Origin of the sequence: Belliella aquatica, from assembly GCF_014637795.1 — a bacterium.
GTDB lineage: Bacteria > Bacteroidota > Bacteroidia > Cytophagales > Cyclobacteriaceae > Belliella > Belliella aquatica.
The window spans coordinates 17,586-39,913 of record NZ_BMFD01000023.1; the positions used below are offsets into that span (position 1 = coordinate 17,586).

A 22,328-nucleotide genomic window follows, 5' to 3' on the forward strand; every position below is an offset into this window, starting at 1 on the left:
TTTACATAATTTAAGGTTTCTAAAAATCTTTAACTTGTCACCCAAATGAACACTTTTCTTCTTTATCTTCCTTTATTCTTACTTTCTTTTTGTACTTCAGCAGAAATTAAAAATGAAAATAGTATAGATAATAAGTACAATTTACATATTGAGGAGATTAACTTTGATTTAGGTAAATCTGTATTTTCTAGTAAGGTTGTTTTCCCGTATTCGGCTGCTTGGCAAGAAGACAAGCTAATATTTTTCAATAGGTTTGAGAATAGTTTTGATACGCTGAATTTTAATGATCGCCAATACAAGTTGGGGAAGTCGTTTGATTTAGAAGGACCCTACAGTTTGCCTAAGTTTAGTTCGTTTTATCTGAGGGATCAAGAACTGTATTTATTTTCTGGTGACAAGTTTTATTTCTTTGATCAAGAAGAGGGAAGTAGAAAGATAGGATTTGAGAATGGAACTGAGAACCCTTCTTTTAGTTTTCTGCATAAAGCTTGTATTCAATGCTCTGATGTTGTTTCAAAAGTAACAGTACATCAAAGGAATCCGGATCAGTATTTTTTAGAACATATAGAGCATCTAATTAGGGGTGACATCTATTTTGAAGAAACCCCTTTTAATGAAATTCTATTAAAAAGAAAGCTTAAATATTCAAGTAGTGCATATTCTATTAGTAGTGATCCAAGCTTGTTTTTTGTAGAATTTAGTAATATTGGAATAGTTTCCTTTGATTTTGATTCTAAGATTCATTTAATGAAAAGTGCTGGTGAGATTGACGAGACAAGAACTTTTGAATTTAAAGAGATGGATTCTGAGAAGAAAAAAATTATGCTTCCAGAAAACGCTGGAGTCAAAGAGTTCCTCGAAATGAAAAAGGAATGGGATAATGAAGTTTCTTTTGGCCCCATCTATGCAGTTCCTGGCCAAGACTTGTTATTCAGAGTGATCAAAAGCCAAGTCTATGACTTATCGACAGACGAGAGAAAAACTTTTTTGCAGTTGCTAGACAGTGATCTTAAAGAGGTATTGATTACCTTACTGGACGAAGATGCACCTGATTTATCCGGAGAGTACTTCACATTGTCTAATGGGATTTACCTCGCCAAGCATACTGATTCAGAAGATGTGATCTCCTATTATCGTGTTTCTATTTCTGAGGCTTTTTAGTTTTCTTTTTATTTAGGTTTGAGGAGAAATTTTAAAATGGGAACTACTTAAAAAGTGTAAATATTATAAGATTTATTAAAAAAAAATTGTCAACTATTGTTTTTTTTCTATCATTGTTTAAATCAATTTTATCACGGGAAAATTTGATTGGGTTTCATGATACTACCTGCGTTTTGCCAAGGGTCTAAATTTTAAGTTTTATGAAAAAGTTTTTTATTTTCATTAATGACTTCAGGGATTATTCTTAGCTGGACAGCCTTTAACACAAATGCATCCTTTAACTCAATTACTTAAAATTTAATAATACCTTATTTTTATGGTTAATATTGTCTGTTATTGAGGATGTTTAAAAGATATTATTTCCTTCCAGTTAAAATCTAAATCAAATGAAAAGTATACTTTCTATTTATCTACTCTTATCTATATTTTTTTGGTCTTGTAGTTCAAACAAGAGTGAAGTTAATGTAAACTTAATGGAACTTGAGTTGCAAGAAAGGTTATATTTTCCAATAGACTCAATTACTTTCAGGAATAAACTTAGAATGGGGTACCTTGAAAAATTAAACTTGCTGTATGTACACAATGAAAATCCTAAAAAAATTGACTTTTATGATTTTAGTGATCAAACTCTTGTACAGACAGTTGAGTTTGGTGAAATAGATTCTAAAAAAGTGTTTAACAGAACGATGGTTCATGTGGTATCACCAGATAGCATTTTTGTTTATGATGACATGACAAATAGTCTAATGTTATACACATATGAAGGGAAGGAATTACTTGATTTTGGAAGTGTTTTGAATGAAAATGAAAAAGCAGATTATGGGATTATGCCATGGTGTTATTTTTATCGAAGCAATTCAGGCGATTTTTTCTTTGGAGTTACAATAAGAGGTGAGTCGGTAAAGAAAACAAATGCAAGTCCTGTGATTTCATTTTCTGGAAGTACAAAAGAAAAAAGGTTTTATGGAGCTTGGCCTGAATCATACGCTAAAGACAATCAAATGTCATTTGCAGGCCCTAGTTTCTTAGAAGTTGATGATGACCTGTTCTTGTCAATGAGTTTTTCGGACGAACTTCAAGTAATAAGCTCAAGTGGTGAATTAATTAATAAAATATATGCAGGATCAAAATTGATGCACCCCCATCGCAGTAGACGAGGTAATGCAGGTACTCCAGAAGAAAGTGCTAGATATCAAATGACAAATTCAAAATATATGAATCTTCTCTACGATAAGTCCTCAGGATTTTTGATTAGAGAAGGTAGTATTGGTTCAAGCGTCCCAGACAATGCGAATCCATTTTCTGGTGAAATATTCCCTTCACAAAATGGGGACGATATTTATTTTGTACTAGTTGTCATTGATCCTGAAAAAGGAAAGGTAGGAGAAATTCATAGACCTGCAATCGGTAATGATGCCTTTAGCACTAAAGATGGGATTTTTATTCAGGATAGTTTTACAGACCCAAATAACGAAGATGTCTTAATCCTAAAAAGAGTGAAAATAAAATGAGAAGAATTTTTAAGTCTTTTTTTCCTGATTAGTATTGTCCTTTTTCAATGTTGTAATTCAAAAGTACAGAATCCCACTATTGAATTATTAAATGATTTGAGGACTGAAGGGTTTAAATATGTTTTAGTCTTGCCTGATGCAGGATGTTTGTCTTGCATCGATTCTGCTGAATTATTTATTAAAGAGAATAAAGAAAACTTTAATCTTTTTAAATTGATTTTCACAGGTAAAATTTCACCAAAAAATATAAAAAATAGGTTGGGGAGTGATATTTTAGATAAACCTTATGTTTATTTTGATTCTATCAATTCATTTAGAGTAGATTATGATATGACTATTTACCCCTTAATCATTTACTTGGAAGATGAGGATTTTTCATTCAAAGAAGTTTCACCATATCAATCTGGTAGTTTAGACTCGTTGAAATTTGTTATGGGATTGTGATTTTTAATTTATAATAGAAACTTAAAACTCTTTTCCTTAATGACTTTTTTTGTTAAAAGGCTAATATCAAAGGTTTCTTTTTTACCTCAAATTCCCCAACTTGGTGTTTCAAATTTCTCTGACCTATGGAACTCCAACTTTCTACTCCTGCCTTGCTTTTTTCGGCCATCACGCTGATGATGCTGGCTTTTACAAATCGATTTTTGGCCGTTGCCAATTTGATCCGGGGACTTCATAAAAAATACCTCGAAAACCCTAAAGAAAACATCATCATTGAGCAAATTCACAATCTCAAAAAGCGCTTAAGCATGATTAAATACATGCAACTTTCCGGGGTATTAAGTTTCTTGCTTTGCGTTATTTGTATGTATCTGATCTTTATTGGTGCACAGTTCGCAGCCAATTATGTGTTTATTGGTAGTATGTTGGCACTTTTGATTTCTTTGGGGATTTCACTTGTAGAAATCCTGATTTCCACCCAAGCACTCAACCTTGAACTGAAGGATATGGAAAATCAATTTCAAGAGCGATCAAGCAGCTTTTGGTTTAAAAAGATAAAAACGATGAATAAACTCAGTATTAAAATTTCAGTATTATTCCTATTTCTAGCACTTTGGTCGTGTAATTCCAACAATACCGAAAATACTACAGAAGTAGCTTCTGCCTCTAATTTTATTCAAATAGAAAGTATTGAAGAAGCTAAAGAATTCTACACTTGGACTGCAGATAGAATCCCGATGGTTTCTGCCCATAGAGGTGGTCCTTATCCTGGCTTTCCAGAAAATTCTATTGAAGCTTTTGAAAATGTGCTAAACTATACTCCTGCGATAATTGAGTTTGATGTAGCACTAACCAAAGATTCGGTTTTGGTGCTGATGCACGATAATACACTCGACCGAACAACCAATGGCTCTGGGAAAGTTATTGATATGACTTTCGAAGAAATCAGATCGCTTCGCTTGAAGGATAAGGATGGAAATCTTACTGATTTTATTGTACCTACTTTAGAAGAGGTCTTAGATTGGGGAAAAGGGAAAGTACTCTACACGGTGGATATCAAAAGAGAAGTTCCTTTTGAAATGGTCATAGATGCTATCAAAAAAACGCAAGCAGAACCTTATGCTGCGGTTATTACTTACAGCGTCGAAGCAGCTAAAAAAGTACATGCTCTAGACCCAGAATTGATGCTTTCGGTAACTATAAGGAATGAAGAAGAATTGCAGAGATTTGAAGATTCCGGAATCCCGATTGATCAATGGATTGCATTCACAGGCACTTCTGAAAGACCGGATGATTTCAATCAATTACTCCATGAAAAAGGTGTTTTCACGATTCTTGGAGTATTGGGAAACTTAGACCGCAGCGCTATCACCCGAGGTGATCAGATTTATGCAGAATTCGTCCAAAAAGGAGCTGATATTCTAGCTACCGACAGACCGATTGAAGCTGCAAAGGCGATTGAAGGTTTGGTTCCGGAGAATAGTTCGAAGAAGAAATATTTTCGTTAAAGAGACAAGAAACAAGAGAAAAGAATATAGACAGAGGAGAGAATAAAGACAGAAGCGAGAAACGAGAGCTTAGATTCCTACACTCTTGATTCTTGGTTCTTAATTCTTGATTCTATTAAAAAATAATTATGATTATAGACTTACGTTCAGATACCCTAACAAAACCAACCCAAGGAATGCTTGAAGCCATGTGGTCAGCACCTGTTGGGGATGATGTATTTGGAGAGGATCCAACTGTAAATGCTTTGGAGCAAAAGTTGGCAGATATGTTTGGCATGGAAGCGGGTTTGTTTTGCCCATCTGGTACGATGACCAATCAGATTGCCATCCGCTTGCATACAGGTTTACAGACTGAGGTGATTTGCCATAAATATTCACATATCTATCTTTACGAAGGTGGAGGCATTATGTCCAATTCCCATGCGTCTGTTAAGTTGCTAGATGGCGCTTATGGTAAAATCAGTCCTCAGGATATCTTAGATTCCATCAATCCTGATGATGTGCATGCACCGGAGACCACATTGGTTTCTCTGGAGAATACGATGAACAAAGGTGGAGGAAGCATCTACACACTGGACGAAATCAAGCCTATCAAAGCGATCTGTGAGCAGTATGGCTTAAAGTTGCATTTGGATGGTGCCAGACTTTTCAATGCTCTGGTTGAATCAGGGGAAAGCCCTAAAGACTGGGGAATTATGTTTGATACAATTTCTATTTGTTTGAGTAAAGGTTTGGGTTGCCCAGTAGGTTCAGTGCTCTTGGGAACCAAAGCTGATATCAAACGGGCAAGAAAGGTAAGAAAAGCCTTCGGTGGCGGCATGCGTCAAGCAGGATTCTTAGCTGCAGCTGCAATCTATGCATTGGATCATCATATTGATCGATTAAAAGAAGATCATGCTAGAGCGAGGAAATTGGGAGAAATGTTGGGACAACATCCTTTGGTTTCTGAGGTATTTCCAGTTATGACGAATATCGTGATTGCCAAATTAGCTGGAATTACGCCTGCGGAAATGCTATCAAAATTAGAATCCGAAGGAATTAAAGCCGTCAAATTTGGCAAGGATCAAGTTAGGTTTGTTACGCATTTGGATTTTGATGATGAGATGCTGAAGAGATTTGGGGAGAAAATAATGGAAATAAGGTAGAAATAAGCCTCCAGCGAAATAGAGTAGAAATATATATTACGCTGTAAAAGTAAATATAAGAAGAGAAGCTAAAGAAAAATTTTGTGTTATAATTTCTCCAAGCCACTTCATTGTTAAAGACGGGAAATTGGTTTCCAAATTTATAGACTCTTCTTTGGTTCCTTATTCAGCTTATTGGGATCTGCTTCAGGCAGAATTGGAGAAAGCTATTATAGATTTTGAAAAATAAGTCAATAATGGTATCTGCATTGCATTATGATTATCGAATTAGACTCAAGCTTGTAAATTAATCGATGCTCAAGGTCAATCCTTCTCGACCACCATCCAGAAAGATGATGTTTTAAAGGCTCGGGTTTTCCCAAGCCTTCAAAAGGTGTTCTTTGAGCATCTTTAATTAATAAATTAATTTTTTTCAAAGTTTATTAATCATGTTGTTGCCAATACAAGTAGTCCTCCCAAGCAGAATCTAAAAATATAATTTTCATAAAAGTTATTCAATTAGTGACCTCTCTTGTCCTTTGTTATTTTCATATTCTTCAAGGCCCTTCATCAATCTTTCTGCATTCTTCGGGCTTTTAAGAAGATAAAAAGTTTCTTGCATACTTTCATAATCCGATTTTGAAAGTACCACAACATCTTCACCATTAGCTCTTGTTATAAATAAAGGTTCCTTATTTATGAAAACTTTATCCAAAAATGATTTTAAGTTTTGCCTGAAATTGGAATAGCTAGTAATCTCCATTGATTTAAATTTTATATCAAGTAAGAAATAGATTGACTATAGTACAACTTATTGTACTATATTTTTTTAGTTATTTTTTGTACGCCTTTATTTGATCATTAATCTTCTAGAGTCATGACATATTGTTAATTTGCATTTCTATAAATCGAAGTCGATAATGAACAACACCCCACTAGCAGAAAGAATGCGTCCGACAAGTTTAGATGAACTTATTGGGCAGGAACATCTTTCAGCACCAACATCCTTTTTGTACAAAGCCATCAAATCAGGCAATGTGCCTTCATTGATTCTTTGGGGACCTCCGGGGGTAGGGAAGACGACTATTGCTAATATCATCGCCAACGAAATCAAAGCTCCTTTTTATACCTTGAGTGCAATCAGTTCGGGAGTGAAGGATATCCGGGAAGTGATAGAGAAGGCGAGATTTCAAATGGGCGTAGTACTTTTTATTGATGAAATTCACCGTTTCAATAAATCTCAACAAGATGCCTTATTGGGAGCAGTCGAAAAAGGTGTAATTAGACTGATCGGAGCCACTACTGAGAATCCCTCTTTTGAAGTCAATGCCGCACTACTTTCCAGATGTCAGGTTTTTACTCTAAATCCATTGGGGAAATCCGAATTGGAAGGCATGTTGGTTCAGGCTATGGAAAAGGATATTTTGCTAAAAAAGAAAACGGTTGAATTAAAAGAAACTGAAGCTTTGTTGAGGTTGTCTGGAGGAGATGGGAGGAAGTTATTGAATCTTTTTGAAATTGTCATAGAAGGAATCAATGAAGATCCATGCGTGATCACCAACGAGAAGGTCACCACCATTGCACAACAAAAAGTTGCACTTTATGACAAGTCAGGGGAGCAACATTATGATATCATTTCCGCTTTTATCAAATCTATCCGAGGGTCAGATCCTAATGCTGCGGTTTATTGGTTGGCCAGAATGATAGAGGGTGGAGAGGATGTCAAATTTATTGCGAGACGATTGGTGATACTAGCTTCTGAAGATATAGGGAATGCCAATCCCAATGCATTGCTATTGGCGACTAATTGTTTTGATGCCGTGAAGATCATAGGTTATCCAGAGGCTAGGATAATCTTGTCCCAGTGCGTGACGTATTTGGCAAGCTCGGCAAAAAGCAATGCTTCCTATATGGCAATCAACAAAGCCCAGGCATTGGTAAGGGAAAAAGGAGACCTTTCTGTCCCGCTTCATCTTCGCAATGCGCCTACCAAGTTGATGAAGGATCTGAATTATGGCAAAGAATACAAATATTCACATGACTATGAGGGCAATTTTGTAGCTCAGGAGTTTTTGCCAGATGAAATCAAAAATCTCAAGCTTTATGATCCTGGCAATAATGCACGTGAAAATGAACTTCGGAAATACCTCAATTCTAAGTGGAAAGGAAAGTATGGGTATTAAAACAATTGGAAAATAAAAATTCTATTTTATCTTCAAACTGTTAAATTATAATCATGTCTCAAAATTGAACAATCGGCCTATGATGCTACAACTAATCAAATTAGAATTGACAAAAACCATGCGATCTACTTCCTTTGCCAAATCGGTATTGGTGGCAATTTTTTTAGGTTTTCTGGCAATCATCTTGCTATCTTATTTGCTGATTTTAGGGATATTTCTGAAAGAAATAATAGTAAAGGGTTTAAATCAGACCGATGCCTATGAGTTTTTAAGTGCAAACCTAGTTTACTTTTTCCTAATAGAGTTTATGTATAGGTATTTTACACAGCAACTACCAGTGATTGAATTGGAGAGATTTCTCCATCTGCCAATCAAGAAGAGCAGAATTATCAACTTTCTACTTCTCAGATCATTTATTTCGCCTTTGACGCTGATTGCTGTTTTGATATTCACACCATTTGCGTTCAAGGAAATCATGCCACGATTTGGAGATGCGGCAGCTTGGTCTTGGTTGATGTGCATCTTGCTGACCAGTTGGTCATTGCATTGGTTGATGTTGTGGTTCAAGCAGAAGTTTGAGGACAGCTTTACTGGCTTGGCAGTGATTTTTGTCGTGCTCTTACTAGGTGTTGGTTCCAATTACTACGGTTGGTTCAATATCGGTGAGTTGGTCAAGCCAATTTTTGATTGGTCACTGACATCTGTAATTCCTGTTGCAGTGATGGTTGTCGTTTTTGCACTTCTGTATAGATTGGCATATACTTATTATAGGAACAATGCCTATTTGGAAGATTTGTCAAAAGAAGAAAATGTTCGATTTGCCAACTCTAGTTTTGGGATATTGAATCGATTTGGACTTTCTGGAGAATTGGCAAATCTTGAGTGGAAGCTGATTATCAGACATAAGAAAAGTAGAACGTATTTGATGCTAGCAGGCTTTTTCTTACTATATGGATTGATATTTTATACAAATCCTCTTTATCAATCTGAGGAAGGATTTAGTCACCTATTCATTTTTGTGGGGACATTCATCACAAGCATTTTCATGTTACAGTATGGACAAATGTTTCTGAGTTGGAATTCAGCTAATTTTGACTTTTTCTTAAAAACACGTGGAGGAGTGGAGGCCTTGGTCAAAGGGAAATACTTGCTTTTTGTACTGACTTCAGCGATTTCCTTTATAGCATCTGTACCTTATGTTTATTTTGGCTGGGATATTTTGCTGATTCACATTTGCACTTTCCTCTTCAACATGGGCGTTGTGATTCATTTGGTTATTTATTTTTCCCTTTGGAAACCTAAACCGATGGATCTCAACAAAGGTGCGATGTTCAATTACGAAGGAGTGGGCATTGCGCAGTTCTTGATGATGCTTCCGATTTTCCTTGGCCCTTATGCGGTTTATTTTCCATTTGCATTGCTGATTAACCAATATGCAGGATTGGCAGCTTTGGCGATCGCTGGATTGATTGGTATAGTGGCCTCACCTTACTTGTCTTCACTTCCTGTGAAGAAGATTTTGAAAAATAGATATGAAATTTCATCCGCTTTTAGACAAGAGATATGATTCAAATACAAAACCTTAGAAAACAATATAAAGATGCTGTCGTACTCGATGTGGCATCATTAGAAATTCCAAAAGCAGAATGCTTTGGATTAGTAGGCAATAATGGGGCAGGAAAAACAACTTTATTTCGAATAATTCTTGACTTGGTTCGTGCTACTTCTGGCAATGTTATTATTGATGGAGAGGATGTGAGTAAATCTGAAGATTGGAAATCCAAAGTTGGTGCTTATCTAGATGAACACATGCTTTTATCCTATTTGACTGCAGACGAGTATTTTGAAACGTTAAGAAAGATATACGGACTATCTGATGAAGATTTGGCACTTCATCTTGCCAAGTTTGACGAGTTGTTCAATGACGAAATCAGAGGCAAAAAGAAGTATTTGAGAGATTTGTCAAAAGGAAATATCAAGAAGGTTGGTGTTGCAGCTGCCATGATGGGCAATCCTCAGGTGGTGATGCTTGATGAGCCATTTGAGAATTTGGATCCAAGTTCTCAGAACAGGTTGAAGAAATTGATCCTGCAGGAAAAAGAGCATTCACAAATCACGTTCCTAATCTCTAGTCATGATTTGAATCATGTAACGGAAATCTGTGATAGAATTGTATTATTAGAAAAAGGTATGATTGTCAAAGATCTGAATGAAAAGTCTTCGATGATTGCCGAATTGAATGAATATTTCGGAACTTAAAACAAGTTCTTTAAGAATGTTTTTAAGAAAAATAAAAAGTCATATTTATAAAAAAGAGATTTACCTGATTGGTAGATCTCTTTTTTATTGTACACTACTGATATTTCTTGTGCAGTATTGAATGGAATACTTTTCATTAAGGAAAGTGATTTTTTCAAAGGAAAATGTATCTTAGGGATAGATGGTCCTTCTATAGTCACTGAAATAATTTCCTTATTGCTTGTTACGTCAATTTTCAAATCGTCACCTTCAATATGCAAATCAGAAATCAGTTGTACCTGTCTCATTACTTCTCAGTTGTTGAAATTTTCAATTTCCCACTAATCCTCCAATTTGTTACGTCATTGGATCCTACTTCTTTTGGTACACCAATCACAAAATCTTCAAACTCGTAAGAGATCACTGCACCTTTGCCTGTTAACTTTTCGTAAAGACCGATAGCCAAATCTGGCCATGATTGAATATTTCCTTTTGATTCTGACATGATAAAATTTTTATGGTTATTTATGTTGATCTAACATACTGAGTTACGAATTGTTTTTAAATCAAGTATTTATCGGAAAAAGCATATAGTTTTAATTAGAAAATGTCATAAAAAAAACTCCCTGAATCCTTCAAAAACTCAAAGAGTTTCGGGAGATTCAGGGAGTTCTAAGTGGAGCTGGCGAGACTCGAACTCGCGTCCAGATAGGGAAACACCGTACCGTCTACATGTTTAGTCACCTGTTGGGTTTTCGATGATATGCTGCTGGATGACACACCTACATATCACTTATCTACTAGATTTTCGCATCTGCTTAGTAGCATCACAGACACTAGTCCTAACATTTCGACACCTCAGAATCAACCCCGAAAGGACGTAGGGTTGCGAGATGTGGCCGGGGAATCTCTATCGAGGCTCAACCCTTTAAGCGTTATCTGTTTCCCGTGAGGGATAGATTATGCAGCCATGGCGTAATTAGATTCGCCAATTATGGTTTGTATGAATTATTCACAGACGTACATACTCCACCTGACATGCGAGCCCGATCCTTACACCTACTGTCAAAACCGGTCAGCCCCATTGTTTTCAATTAGGACGACAAATATAAGAGAAATAAAGTTCCTTCTGTGGTTTCAAGGTTGGGAATGTTGAAAAGTTTTAAGGTTTGGGATAGTAGCTGTTTTAAATTAAAGATGATAAAATTGAAAGATTCCAAAATTGTAAAATACTTGAGTATCTATGATTTCTTGGTTCAGACTTGATCTGCTGATGTTGCCTTTTTCCGAGTCTTGATTCTTATATCTTGGGTCTTAAATCTTTTTTGTCATTCCCCGTAATCCTAGGGGGCAGGCTTTCACCCCTCCAATTTCATCCTTACTACACAATATTCCTTGCAAAACTTGCTTTCCCAAGCAAAAATTAAAAACTTTGTCTTTCATAAAATAATGAAGTTTTGAAGAAATTTATATTTTTAGTATTAGTGCTTTTGCCTTTGCTGACTGATGCACAGATCTTAAATATTGAAAGGGCTAGATTAGTGAAAGACACCACGAAGGTGTTCATGTTCAAAGCCGTAGCTGGATTAAATACCTACAACAGAAGTGCCGCAGCTGATGATCCAGTCAATTTATTTGGTTATAATTTAGATGTCAATGCGCTTTACTACCCGGGTAAACATGGTTTTATGTTTATCTCCAAGTTTGACTATCTACGAATCAATGATTCTGATTTTATAAATTTCGGGATGATCCACGGAAGGGTGAATTTTCTTCGTGACAAAAGAGTCAATTTCGAAACTTTCACCCAATATTCTTTTGATAATTTTCGTGGTTTGGACCCAAGATGGATTTTTGGTGGCTCAGTAAGACACAGTATTGTGAAAACTGATAAATTCACATTTCTCTATGGCATTGGAGGGATGTACGAGTTTGAAAAGTGGCAAGTGCCAAACTCCGAGGAGTTTGTTGAGACGAATCTTTTCAAAAGCTCAAATTATATCACATTAAGAGCTTCTATCAACAAATATGTGGATTTTAACATGGTCAATTATTATCAAGTAGGCTATGATAGAAGTATTTCAGCTTTTAGAAATCGAATTAGTAATTCTACGATTTTGAATACAAAACTGACAGAGAAATTTTCGATTACCAATACTTTTGAAATTTCTTATGAAGACAAGCCTATTGTTCCAATCACTAAGGTGATTTATGCTTTTAAAACTGGTTTGTCCATCAATTTCTAACAAGAATAAGGCGAATTTCATTTGAATGTGGTTTGAGACCTTTCTTACGAGTTTTGATCAAAAATCATTTCATCACAGAATCAGAGATTTGGCAAAAATTAATTCTTGATTTTTACCATCACCAAGGGCTAGTTTCTAATAATTTTATATCTTGCAGGGATGGAAAATTTCGTTGTTTCAGCTAGAAAGTATAGACCTTCCAATTTCAAAAGTGTCGTGGGCCAAAGCCATATCACGACGACTTTGAAAAATGCGATCAAAAATAATCATTTGGCGCAAGCATTTCTATTTTGTGGTCCTAGAGGGGTAGGAAAGACAACCTGTGCAAGGATTCTTGCCAAGACTATCAATTGTGAAAACCTTACAGCAGACTTCGAAGCTTGCAACGAGTGTAGCTCTTGTAAAGCTTTTGTAAATAACGCCTCGTTCAATGTTCACGAGCTTGATGCGGCTTCTAATAACTCCGTTGAAGATATCCGTAACCTTGTTGAGCAGGTGCGTTACGCGCCACAGCAAGGGCAATATAAAGTCTATATCATAGATGAAGTTCACATGCTTTCTAATCAAGCCTTCAATGCTTTTTTGAAGACATTGGAAGAGCCACCGAAGTATGCGATTTTTATATTAGCGACTACCGAAAAACATAAAATCATTCCTACCATATTGTCTCGCTGTCAGATATTTGATTTCAATAGAATTCAAATAAAAGATATTGCTGAGCATTTGACATACATCGCCTCTGAGGAAAAAATCGAGTATGAAGAGGAAGCACTGAGACTGATTGCAACCAAAGCCGATGGAGCCTTGAGAGATGCTTTGTCGATTTTTGATTTGATTGTCACGTATTCGGCGGGGAATAAACTCACTTATCAGGAGACGATTTCTAATTTACATATCCTTGATTATGACTATTATTTCAAAGTGGTGGATGCACTTTTGGAAGAAAGCATCGGTCAAGCACTCTTGATTTTTGATGAAATCCTCAAAAAAGGTTTTGATGGCAATAATTTTATCGTTGGATTAAACGAGCACCTGAGAGATTTATTAGTGTGCAAGGATGAAGCTACAGTTAGCTTACTTGAAGTGTCTGACAATGCAAAAGAAAGATATTTGAAGCAGTCAAATAGTGCTTCTTTGTCCTTTCTTTTGTCAGCGATGAACCTCTGCAATCAGTGTGACATTCACTATAAAGCTTCCAAAAATCAGCGACTCCATGTTGAGTTGGCATTGATGAAAATGGCGAAACTGAATCAGGCAATCTCCTTGGCCGCGTTGGCACTGGAAGATTCAAAAAAAAAAGCCTGACAACCCAGTCTGATTCCGCAAGCGTAGCACCATCACTCTTCAAAGACGCAAATCCTTTCGGAGCTAAAAAGTCTCCCGTTCAGAAAACCATTTCTATTCCTTCTTCGATTCAACAGGCTAAAAATAATTTAGAGGCAAAGCCGATTGCTCAAACTGAGAAAAAGCAAGAGGTAGAAGTCAAAGAAGAAGTGAATCAATTGGCGGAACTTTTTGATGAAGGGAAGCTAAAAAATGTACTTTTTGATATGGTTGAAGAATATAAGTCTAGTCACAAAAATCTGGAAGTGACGGTACTCAAACAGCCCTACAAGCTAGAAGGCGAGAGGATTACTTTTCTACTGAATGGGGAAATCCAACAAGATATTTTTAATAAGAATAGGCCTGAAGTGTTAAACACACTTCGACGAAAATTGAATAATTATAACATTAGCATAGCAGCACAAATTCAAGAAGACGCTGTTCCTGACGGGCAGAAGCTGTATACTTCTACGGATAAGCTCAATTATCTTCTAGAAAAGCATGGGGCTTTGAGAGAGTTACAGAAAAAATTCGGTCTCGAAACAGACTTTTAGAATTCTAATCCTATTCCGAAATTGATCAAGTTCTGTAATTGAATTGCTGGGCCAGGCGGTTTATCTGATCGGTTGATCAATACACTTTCATCGTAAATTAGAATAGTCTCGATTCGTGTAGTGATAAATTTATTGACTTTCATGCTAATGACGGAGTTGAAGTTGACAACCATATTGCCCAAATTTTCATAATTGGAGAATAGGTTCAAATCCGCTTTCCATCTGATATTTTCTAAAAGTTGAATATCCGTAGATGAAGTAAGAGACATCCCCGCTTCTGCACGAATGACTTCACCCGGGATAACACCAAATGCGCCAGCTCGACTCAGAGAATCGTCCATGACAACTGTAAATCGCCCAGTAAATGGTGATCCTATAATGGATACTTTATCGTCATTTTTGAACTCTCTTTTGTAATTCAAACCAGTGGAAGACTGAATATATGCTGGAGCCAAAAGGTCAGAGATTCTATTTCGAGAGTCACGTTCTGCCCCTCCCGGTCGGAAGTAACGATATCCAGCCAGCAGTTGTGTTCGAGCATCTATTTGAGTTGATAGATACCATCTTTCAGACAATTCGCGCCCATATTTGCTTAAGAAAATAAAGTTGTCATTGGTCTTCCTTGTCGCAAAGCGCCTATCACTTTGCCTGTTGAATCCAAAGTTGATAGTCAATTTACTGTCCCAGATTTTCTTATCTTTTTTGAAATTCGCAAAAAGATTTAAACCAGTATTGAGTGCCATGCTGCTTGCTCCACCTGCGGACCAGTTTGTCAAACTAACTTGCTGAATGCTCAAGTTAAAGTTTCCACCTTTTTTCCAATAAACAGGCTGTTCAGGTCTTAGAATGATGACCGAATCTCCCAGCATAATGATCGTCTCCCCATTGATGATCAAAGTATCAGCAAGTTGGGTTTGGTCTTGTGCATGGCTGTGGTGGAAGGATGCCACCAAAACAAATAGTAGGAGGAAAAGCCTCTTGATCATAATTCAAATATAAGGGGAGCTTTTGATTTTTAGGGTTTGAAAATGATCAATTTTTGGCCAAGTTGTATATTGTCATTAGGAAGGTTATTCCATTTTTTAATTTCTTCTACTCGGACACCATATCGTTGACTTATTCTGAAAAGGTTTTCACCTTGAGATACAGTGTGGCTGATCCTTGTGGGACTTGCTTGTTGAGTTGGCGTAGTTTGTTCAACAGGCCTAGTTATAGGCTGACTCGTTTGAGTAGGAGCGGGCTGTGCCAGCGGAATCGGAGCAGTTTGCCTTTGCTGATTTACAGGAAGTACTTTGATATCTTCCCCTCTTTTCCTATGTTCTTGTAGATTGAGAACCATTCCTACTTGCAGGCTTCTGTCATTTCTGATTCTATTTTTAGCTTTCAATGAAGAAAGTTTGATTCCGTATTTTTGAGAAATTGACCAAAGTGTTTCTCCTTGTTGGACAATGTGGATTTCTGCATCTGCACTGCCTTTTTTTGGCGCGGTATAATAATATTGACCTGCTTCAATAGGATCTTTTTTATCCAAATCATTTATTCTCCTGAATTTACCCGAACGCATGCCGATTTGATCAGTGAAGTTGTCTTGTGAAGTGCTTGTAGCAGCTTCAACTGCTTCTATATCATTGACCAAAATCTGATCTGTCTGTGTGGACTTAGCAGTATTGCCTGTGACCTTTGGATATGAATTGGCTTGTGCTTGGCTATATCTTGTGGTCTGATAAGTAGTAGTCGAATTGTTAGTAGGAGTACTGACCGTTGCAACTGCTGGTTTAGCTTGGGGGGTTCCTCTTTTTACGTAAACAACGGAATAGGTTTTATCCCCGGGGATTTGACCATTACTTGTCCATTTGTTATAGTCTTTTAACTCTGCTTCAGGGACACCAAGTCTGACTGCAATTGCTTTCAGTGTAGTCGGGCCTTGGACTGAAATTTCTTCCAGATAACCCGTATTCGATACCAATCTTCCTATTTGCCCTTCGAAAGCGATTTTATGTGCGAGAAATTTCTTGAAATACCAATGCGTATTTCTATCAAGCTCAACAACCTTTTTACCGTTATACTGGGTGCCAAAATAAGATTTAGCACCACCCAAACCCATCTGATAGGCCACTAAACCACACATCCAATTGTCAAATTGACTGTTGTTTTTCTTCAAATATCTTGCGGCTCCTTGGGTGGAGGAAACAATGTTTTTCCTTTCGTCAATCTGATTGTCTACTCTCAAAAAAACCTCTTCAGCAGTTCCTTTTTTAAACTGCCAAAAGCCAACTGCATTAGAAGTAGAGACAGCATCTGAAATAAGACTGCTTTCTTGAATGACCAAATATTTTAAATCAAGTGGAACTCCAATAGCTTGAAGCTCTCTCTCAATAATAGGCATGTAGAGGTTGACCCTGTCAAGTTTTGTCTTGAAATACGTTTGATTTCTGTGCAAAGCATCTACATCCAGTTGGATTTCCCGCCTTGCTTGTTCATTAAGTTTGAGTGTCAAATCAGCGAAATATATCTCTCTCGGTACTTGCGGGATTTGCCCAAAAGAGTGGCTACAAATCAAGGTAAAAAGTACAACGAATAGACTTTTTGAAATGATTTTTAAAAAACGTGATTTCATAATTTTCTTGCTAACATGATGCCGTCCCGGATGGGAAGCAATACATTTTCTACTCTTGGATCTTCTTGAACCATTTTGTTATATTCCAATAAGACTTTGGTGTCTTTATCGATTTTTTTTCCTTCTTCTACAAGAATTTTACCTGACCACAATACATTGTCAGCCATGATAATTCCTCCAGGATTCATTCTGTCGATAATCAAATTATAGTAATTGATGTAATTGGCTTTGTCTGCATCGATAAACGCCATATCGAAATTACCCTCCAATGTTGGGATGATGTCCAATGCATTTCCTAACCGATAATCGATCTGATCTGCCAAACCTGATTTTTGGAAAAAGCCTTTGACCATGGGTGCAATCTCGTCATTGATGTCCAATGTGATCAATTTTCCATTTTTACCCAAACCGCGAGCCATACAAATCCCCGAATAACCAGTATAGGTTCCTATTTCCAAAATCACCTTGGGATTGTGCATCTTGACCAATAATTCCAGAAATTTTCCCTGCAAATGCCCAGAAAGCATTCTTGGCATCATGACTTTGGTATGGGTTTCTCTAGTAATGTGCAGAAGCAATTCATCCTCTTCCGAAGTGTGATTTTCACAATAGGCCAATAACTCAGGAGCGATAAATTCCATTTTATTTGGGTAAATAGGTTAGAAAACTCAATTGATCAGGTGCAAATACTTCGTTTGCTATTTCTTGCAATTCCTCAGACGTAGTCTCACGAATCATCCCAAAGATACTGTCCAATGAATCAATTTTGCCTTTATCTAAAAGATTTTTACCGAATACTAGCATCAAAGCTGCATAATTTTCTTCTGCCATCGCCATTTGCCCTATAGCTTGTTCTTTGGCCATGTGAAGCTGCATAGTTCCAAGCTTCTGAGTGCGCAGTTTTTCCATTTCTTTGAGGACAAGCTTGCTCGCCCGTTTCACCGTATTTTCTTCCGTTCCGAAAAATATCCCTAAGAATCCCGTATCTGAATAAGTTTGATATGCTGATTCTACAGCATAAACGTAACCATGTTTTTCTCTCAATGAAAGATTAAGCCTTGAGTTCATGCTCGGCCCACCCAGGATATTGTTCAATAAATACAGCTTAAACCGCTTCGGGTCATAGATGGAATAAGCAGGTTTTCCGATAGCACAGTGGGCTTGACTGATATCTTTTTCTATCACTTTTGTCTTTGGGACATACTGCGAATAGCCACTTCTGATATAAAGACTCCTTTTTTCAGGGATGGATGAAAGGAAACCCTCAACTTGGTTCAGTACTTTCTTGAAACTGATATTTCCGACTACAGAAAAAACAATATTGGTTGTATCCATTCTGCTGGAAATAAAATCAAAGAAGTCCTGCTGACTGAATTTTCCTACCGTTTCCTCCGTCCCAAGGATATTTCGCCCCAACGCATGCCCTTCAAAAACCAATTCATCAAATTCATCTTGAATGGCATCTTCTGGAGAATCCCGATACATCGCCATTTCTTCTAAGATAACTTGCCTTTCTTTCTCGATTTGTTTTTCTGGAAATGTACTATTGAAAGTAATGTCGCAAAGTAACTCAGCAGCTTTATTGAAGTGCTCTTTGAGAATGCTGGCATAAAAGCAAACCTTCTCTTTCGTGGTGTAGGCATTGAGTTCACCGCCTAGCGATTCCAAACGGTTGATAATATGAAAGGCTTTGCGCTTTTTAGTGCCTTTGAAAGCCATGTGCTCCCAAAAGTGAACAAGTCCCTCTTGTTCTTTTGACTCGTCCCTACTTCCAATATTCAATATAAATCCCGAATGAACCATCCTCGTGTGAGGTACTTCCATGTGGATAATTCTGATTCCGTTTGATAGTTCTTTGAGGTTGTATTGCATTTCTAATGATTTCGCAATTAATGTACAAAAATATAATAGTTTTAATGGTTTTTGGTTCAATTTTAGTGTAATTCCAAGTTTTAAACCTTAGAAAATTATATTTGTAAATAGAAAGTAAAAATCAAAAGACAATATGAAATATAACCCACTTCCAAAAGAGCTGTATATCAAAAACCGCAAGAAGTTGACCGAGAAATTACCAGCGAAATCTCTTGCTGTTTTTCATTCGAATGACATCATGCCAACCAATGCGGACGGGACAATGCGGTTCAGACAGAATAATGATATTTTTTACCTGAGTGGAATTGATCAGGAAGAGTCCATTTTGATTCTTTGTCCTGATTTCCCCAATCCTGATATGCGGGAAGTACTTTTTTTAAGAGAGACAAACGAACATATAGCCATCTGGGAAGGGCACAAATACACCAAAGACGAAGCACTAGAAGCTTCAGGAATTCAAAACATCCAATGGCTAGCCAATTTTGATCAGGTATTCAATACCTTGATGTCGCTCAGCGAAAATGTGTTTCTCAATACCAACGAACACCTGCGAGCAGATGTACAGGTAGAGAGTAGAGATTCGAGGTTTATCAAAACCTGCAAAGAGAGATTTCCGCTGCATACCTATCATCGTGTAGCACCTTTGATGCATCAGTTAAGGGCTGTAAAAGAGCAAGAGGAAATCAATCAGATGCAAATTGCCTGTGACATTACTGAAAATGGGTTTAGAAGAATCCTCTCTTTTGTGAAGCCGGGTGTGACAGAATACGAGATTGAGGCTGAATTTATCCATGAATTTACCCGAAATAGAAGTAAAGGTTTTGCTTACGAACCTATCATTGCTTCTGGTGCTAATGCCTGTGTACTTCATTACATTGAAAATAAAGAAATCTGCAAGGATGGAGACTTGATCCTTTTTGATGTAGGAGCGGAATATGGAAATTACAATGCTGATATGTCAAGGACCATCCCTGTCAATGGCAGATTCACCAAAAGGCAGCGAGCTGTTTATGATTCTGTCTTGCGTGTACAAAGTGCAGCCATGGATATCTTAAGGCCTGGTGTGAATATTCAGGATTACCACAAAGAAGTGGGTTTGATTATGCAGTCTGAGTTGGTTAGTTTGGGCTTGATCGATCAGACAGATATCAAAAACCAAGATCCAAAATGGCCTGCCTACAAAAAATACTTTATGCACGGCACTTCTCACCATTTAGGATTAGATGTTCATGATGTAGGAACGATGTACGAGGCAATAACTCCCGGGATGGTTTTCACTGTAGAACCAGGGATTTATATTCAGGAAGAAGGTTTGGGGATTAGATTAGAAAACAATATCGTCATTCAAGACAACGGTTACTTCGACCTGATGCGCAATATCCCGATAGAAGCAGAGGAAATTGAGGAATTGATGAATAAAGGATAAAGCGTATCTCGCTAAGGAGGTGGAGGAGCAAAGGTGCGCTGAGTTTTGTTTTTAGCTGGTTGATGCAAAGAAGCGAGAGGCAAGACAAAAGATACAAGAACCAAGATATAAGAAAATAGAAGCTTGAGACGAGATGTTAGAAGTAAATTCTAACAACTACGAAGTAGTTTAACTTTGAAGCCCCGGGTTGCTACCCGGGGATTGAAGTTGATGATGAGGATAACAACCCCGAAGCGCCTGTCCCGAAAATCGGGAGGTTGAACTTCTTTATTTTTAGGAAAAAGTAAAGCTTGTTTAATGTGCTTATTTCATTTTTAGTCTAAAAATTTTTTAGATAAACAACCTCAATAAAATTATACATAAAAGAATGATTTTAGACTATAAAGTCTGATTATAGGCAATAAATATTTTTAAAGTAGGATTTTTACGATATTAATTATCTCAAAAAATATTTGGAACTAAAATCAATTTTAATTAAGCTTGAAGCAAATAAATTAATTGATAAAGAAGTACACTTTTATGAAAAAGTATCCATCTATCTATCTATCTATCTATCTATCTATCTATCTATCTATCTATCTATCTATCTATCTATCATTTCTACACTATTAGCACATAAATTTTTAATGCGAATGAAGATTGGAATAATTCTTTTGTTGGTTCTTTTTAGCTTTCAAGTCAATGCTCAGGATTTAAAGAAAAACCGTTTTGAAATAAATACCTTTCAAAATAGAGGGTCAAATACAATTGGTCCAGAATCAGTAAAGACAACAGGAATCAATATCGGATATACAAGATATGTTTTAAACAGACTCAACTTGGGAGTTGCTTATGGTTTCGGTGAATTCTACGGCAGAGGTTCCGAGCTTCTAGAGCGTTTTGACGATTTCAATGATTTAGAAAGAGACTATCGCCAATTTCAAATTAAACTTGGATACGATGTTATTCAAACTAAAAGATTTGTTTTGGGTATTCATGCTGAATACTTACGAAATTATCGTAATGGAGTCGATGAAATACTTACTTCATGGGATCGAGATGAACAAGGAAATAAAGTTAATTTTCAAGAAAGTATAGGTTTTAGCCGAAGTGCCACTCCTAGTTTTTATACTGGAGCATATTTGATGACTAAGTTGCATAATCAAATTTATTTAAAAGGAGACGCCTCTTATGGAGTTCCAAGTATGAATTTTGATTACCAATTATTTCAATTTTCATTTGGACTAACCTATCAATTTTAATTAAAAAGTACCTGAAAGCTCTCTGGATTTATTTTTAGGGAGCTTTTTAAATTAAATGTGTCATTAAAATTTGAGTAAATGAAAAGAGTATTAATTGTTTTTGCATTTTTATGTGTATCAGTTTCCAGTGCTTTAGCCCAAGAAAGTAAAGATAAAGAACTGATCTACAGAATAGGGGCAGGGCCTGCGATTGAAGGAAGTTGGGGTTTTTGGGCTGTTAATTTCATGAATGAATTGAGTTATTATGCCACTCCAAGATTTTCTATCAATCCATCTTTAACTTATTTGGCATCTGTAGCTGACTTTGACCTTGGTGGTGGTTATTGGGAGCCTAGGATGAATGGTGAAAATACTGAAACATTTGTATCGAGCTTATTCACTGATGTTAGATTTCAGTATGATGTGATCAAGACTAATAAGGATTTTAGACTAGGCATTGGTTTCGGTCCATCATTTCAGCATGGAGGAGATGGAGTACATGGTGGCTGGGTTTTGAATGAATTCGGAGAATATGATAGTGTTTGGCTGGTAGAAAGGTTTGCTAGGTTAGGCTATGTGACACAAGTGACCTTCGATTGGCAGGGTAAAAATCTAAATCGAAGAAACACATTGGGAATAAGCATGTCTTCTTTTGAAGGCTATTGGCCATATTATTTGATGGTAAATTATAGGCTTGGATTTAAGTTATGATAAAGTCTGAAATGGAGTCTGATGCTATTGTTTTGGGAGTATAGTTTGTTAGACCTGTCAGGTTTTCAAAACCTGGCAGGTCTACCTGTGTGTGCCTTGAATGGTGAATATAGGTCAAAAAGTTGACCGTTCCAACGGGTGAAAGTCCCTTAAGCGCGGGGGTAACGTCCCGAAGCCAAGCAAGTGGCAA

General features: G+C 36.8%; 21 protein-coding genes, 1 other RNA gene and 2 pseudogenes. 14 read left to right on the forward strand and 10 right to left on the reverse strand.

Annotated features, from left to right (window positions below; genetic code table 11):
- Nucleotides 1-45 precede the first annotated feature (45 nt).
- From IEV57_RS18075 to IEV57_RS18095, 5 genes and pseudogenes are all read left to right on the forward strand, one after another.
- The gene (locus IEV57_RS18075; protein ID WP_188444446.1) at nucleotides 46-1,161 is read left to right on the forward strand and encodes a hypothetical protein; all 1,116 of its coding nucleotides are present in this window, start codon (nucleotides 46-48) and stop codon (nucleotides 1,159-1,161) included.
- Nucleotides 1,162-1,547: 386 nt separating this feature from the next.
- Nucleotides 1,548-2,672 carry a DUF4221 family protein gene (locus IEV57_RS18080; protein ID WP_188444447.1) on the forward strand — a complete coding sequence of 375 codons (1,125 nt, stop codon included), beginning with the start codon at nucleotides 1,548-1,550 and terminating at the stop codon, nucleotides 2,670-2,672.
- Nucleotides 2,673-3,241: 569 nt separating this feature from the next.
- Nucleotides 3,242-3,676: pseudogene (locus IEV57_RS18085) on the forward strand (DUF2721 domain-containing protein); the annotation flags it as partial.
- Between the two features lie 201 nt (nucleotides 3,677-3,877).
- Nucleotides 3,878-4,624, forward strand: a pseudogene (locus tag IEV57_RS18090) (glycerophosphodiester phosphodiesterase family protein); the annotation flags it as partial.
- A gap of 128 nt (nucleotides 4,625-4,752) precedes the next feature.
- Complete coding sequence (locus IEV57_RS18095) at nucleotides 4,753-5,769, forward strand: threonine aldolase family protein (RefSeq protein WP_188444448.1); 1,017 nt, start codon at nucleotides 4,753-4,755, stop codon at nucleotides 5,767-5,769.
- Between the two features lie 230 nt (nucleotides 5,770-5,999).
- Here IEV57_RS18095 and IEV57_RS18100 read toward each other — a convergent pair whose 3' ends face one another.
- Nucleotides 6,000-6,185, reverse strand: coding sequence for a Txe/YoeB family addiction module toxin (locus tag IEV57_RS18100; RefSeq protein WP_444542119.1), 186 nt, complete (start codon nucleotides 6,183-6,185; stop codon nucleotides 6,000-6,002).
- A gap of 74 nt (nucleotides 6,186-6,259) precedes the next feature.
- The gene (locus tag IEV57_RS18105; protein WP_188444449.1) at nucleotides 6,260-6,511 is read right to left on the reverse strand and encodes a type II toxin-antitoxin system Phd/YefM family antitoxin; all 252 of its coding nucleotides are present in this window, start codon (nucleotides 6,509-6,511) and stop codon (nucleotides 6,260-6,262) included.
- Between the two features lie 157 nt (nucleotides 6,512-6,668).
- Here IEV57_RS18105 and IEV57_RS18110 point away from each other — a divergent pair, with 157 nt between their 5' ends.
- From IEV57_RS18110 to IEV57_RS18120, 3 genes are all read left to right on the forward strand, one after another.
- Nucleotides 6,669-7,931, forward strand: a complete 1,263-nt coding sequence (locus tag IEV57_RS18110) for a replication-associated recombination protein A (RefSeq protein ID WP_188444450.1) — start codon at nucleotides 6,669-6,671, stop codon at nucleotides 7,929-7,931.
- 79 nt (nucleotides 7,932-8,010) lie between these two features.
- Complete coding sequence (locus IEV57_RS18115) at nucleotides 8,011-9,498, forward strand: DUF5687 family protein (RefSeq protein WP_188444451.1); 1,488 nt, start codon at nucleotides 8,011-8,013, stop codon at nucleotides 9,496-9,498.
- Nucleotides 9,495-10,190 (forward strand): ABC transporter ATP-binding protein, encoded by a 696-nt coding sequence (locus IEV57_RS18120; RefSeq protein WP_188444452.1) that lies wholly within the window; start codon nucleotides 9,495-9,497, stop codon nucleotides 10,188-10,190. Before IEV57_RS18115 ends, IEV57_RS18120 begins: the two co-directional genes overlap by 4 nt.
- Here IEV57_RS18120 and IEV57_RS18125 read toward each other — a convergent pair.
- From IEV57_RS18125 to ssrA, 3 genes are all read right to left on the reverse strand, one after another.
- Nucleotides 10,187-10,477 carry a hypothetical protein gene (locus tag IEV57_RS18125; protein WP_188444453.1) on the reverse strand — a complete coding sequence of 97 codons (291 nt, stop codon included), beginning with the start codon at nucleotides 10,475-10,477 and terminating at the stop codon, nucleotides 10,187-10,189. The two genes, IEV57_RS18120 and IEV57_RS18125, sit on opposite strands and share 4 nt — an antisense overlap.
- Nucleotides 10,477-10,674 (reverse strand): hypothetical protein, encoded by a 198-nt coding sequence (locus IEV57_RS18130; protein ID WP_188444454.1) that lies wholly within the window; start codon nucleotides 10,672-10,674, stop codon nucleotides 10,477-10,479. The genes IEV57_RS18125 and IEV57_RS18130 overlap by 1 nt, the downstream gene beginning before the upstream one ends.
- A gap of 169 nt (nucleotides 10,675-10,843) precedes the next feature.
- Nucleotides 10,844-11,252, reverse strand: a transfer-messenger RNA (tmRNA) gene (ssrA, locus tag IEV57_RS18135).
- 374 nt (nucleotides 11,253-11,626) lie between these two features.
- Here ssrA and IEV57_RS18140 point away from each other — a divergent pair.
- From IEV57_RS18140 to IEV57_RS18150, 3 genes are all read left to right on the forward strand, one after another.
- Nucleotides 11,627-12,415, forward strand: coding sequence for a DUF481 domain-containing protein (locus IEV57_RS18140; protein ID WP_188444455.1), 789 nt, complete (start codon nucleotides 11,627-11,629; stop codon nucleotides 12,413-12,415).
- A 159-nt stretch (nucleotides 12,416-12,574) separates the two neighbouring features.
- Complete coding sequence (locus IEV57_RS18145; RefSeq protein WP_188444456.1) at nucleotides 12,575-13,720, forward strand: DNA polymerase III subunit gamma/tau; 1,146 nt, start codon at nucleotides 12,575-12,577, stop codon at nucleotides 13,718-13,720.
- Between the two features lie 188 nt (nucleotides 13,721-13,908).
- On the forward strand, nucleotides 13,909-14,292 hold the full coding sequence (locus tag IEV57_RS18150; protein WP_229744566.1) for a DUF8439 domain-containing protein: 384 nt from the start codon (nucleotides 13,909-13,911) through the stop codon (nucleotides 14,290-14,292).
- On the opposite strand, the gene IEV57_RS18155 is transcribed toward IEV57_RS18150, so the two are convergent.
- The 4 genes from IEV57_RS18155 to IEV57_RS18170 are packed head-to-tail and all read right to left on the reverse strand — an operon-like array spanning nucleotide 14,289 to nucleotide 18,781.
- Nucleotides 14,289-15,278 carry a DUF3078 domain-containing protein gene (locus IEV57_RS18155; protein WP_188444457.1) on the reverse strand — a complete coding sequence of 330 codons (990 nt, stop codon included), beginning with the start codon at nucleotides 15,276-15,278 and terminating at the stop codon, nucleotides 14,289-14,291. The two genes, IEV57_RS18150 and IEV57_RS18155, sit on opposite strands and share 4 nt — an antisense overlap.
- 29 nt (nucleotides 15,279-15,307) lie before the next feature.
- Nucleotides 15,308-16,909 carry a lytic transglycosylase domain-containing protein gene (locus IEV57_RS18160; protein ID WP_188444458.1) on the reverse strand — a complete coding sequence of 534 codons (1,602 nt, stop codon included), beginning with the start codon at nucleotides 16,907-16,909 and terminating at the stop codon, nucleotides 15,308-15,310.
- Nucleotides 16,906-17,550, reverse strand: a complete 645-nt coding sequence (locus IEV57_RS18165) for an O-methyltransferase (protein ID WP_188444459.1) — start codon at nucleotides 17,548-17,550, stop codon at nucleotides 16,906-16,908. Before IEV57_RS18165 ends, IEV57_RS18160 begins: the two co-directional genes overlap by 4 nt.
- 1 nt (nucleotide 17,551) lies before the next feature.
- Entirely contained in the window at nucleotides 17,552-18,781 is a 1,230-nt protein-coding gene (locus tag IEV57_RS18170; protein WP_188444460.1) for a M16 family metallopeptidase, read from the reverse strand.
- A gap of 133 nt (nucleotides 18,782-18,914) precedes the next feature.
- Between IEV57_RS18170 and IEV57_RS18175 the strand changes: the two genes are divergently transcribed.
- The 3 genes from IEV57_RS18175 to IEV57_RS18185 all read left to right on the forward strand — a co-directional run bounded on the left by IEV57_RS18175 (nucleotide 18,915) and on the right by IEV57_RS18185 (nucleotide 22,138).
- On the forward strand, nucleotides 18,915-20,207 hold the full coding sequence (locus tag IEV57_RS18175) for an aminopeptidase P family protein (protein ID WP_188444461.1): 1,293 nt from the start codon (nucleotides 18,915-18,917) through the stop codon (nucleotides 20,205-20,207).
- A gap of 632 nt (nucleotides 20,208-20,839) precedes the next feature.
- Nucleotides 20,840-21,448, forward strand: coding sequence for a hypothetical protein (locus tag IEV57_RS18180; protein ID WP_188444462.1), 609 nt, complete (start codon nucleotides 20,840-20,842; stop codon nucleotides 21,446-21,448).
- Between the two features lie 78 nt (nucleotides 21,449-21,526).
- Nucleotides 21,527-22,138, forward strand: coding sequence for a hypothetical protein (locus IEV57_RS18185; protein WP_188444463.1), 612 nt, complete (start codon nucleotides 21,527-21,529; stop codon nucleotides 22,136-22,138).
- Here IEV57_RS18185 and IEV57_RS19440 read toward each other — a convergent pair.
- Nucleotides 22,128-22,328: hypothetical protein (locus tag IEV57_RS19440; protein WP_229744567.1), on the reverse strand; the 201-nt coding region annotated here is incomplete at its 5' end. The genes IEV57_RS18185 and IEV57_RS19440 overlap by 11 nt on opposite strands.